This is a genomic window from Ferrovum myxofaciens (genome assembly GCF_000735045.1).
GTDB classification, from domain to species: domain Bacteria; phylum Pseudomonadota; class Gammaproteobacteria; order Burkholderiales; family Ferrovaceae; genus Ferrovum; species Ferrovum myxofaciens.
Window position 1 is genome coordinate 1 of sequence record NZ_JPOQ01000304.1, and the last position, 253, is coordinate 253.

Sequence of the window (253 nt, forward strand, 5' to 3'; positions counted from 1 at the left end):
GACCGGTACGATGGTCAGTGTTTCGATTGTGCGCCGATTCTTCACCGTTTCACCGTCGGCCTTCTTACCTTTGCCCTTGCTGCCCGGATCGGTGAGCGACGAATTGTCCTTGTCGGTTTGCGAGGGAGGAATGCTGGAGTTAGCGCTATTCTTCTTGGTGGTGCGCTCCAAAAAAATGGCAAGGATAAGTTCGACAATCATGAGCATGCTGCTCATGATTGCCTGAACTTCGGGCGAAACTTTGCCGTCAGAG

1 protein-coding gene is annotated in these 253 nt (G+C 52.6%); it reads right to left on the bottom strand.

The window, feature by feature from the left end:
- Positions 1-201, bottom strand: a 201-nt coding sequence (locus IV91_RS18605) for a hypothetical protein (RefSeq protein WP_160171593.1), incomplete at its 3' end; no start/stop codon positions are given.
- Positions 202-253 lie beyond the last annotated feature (52 nt).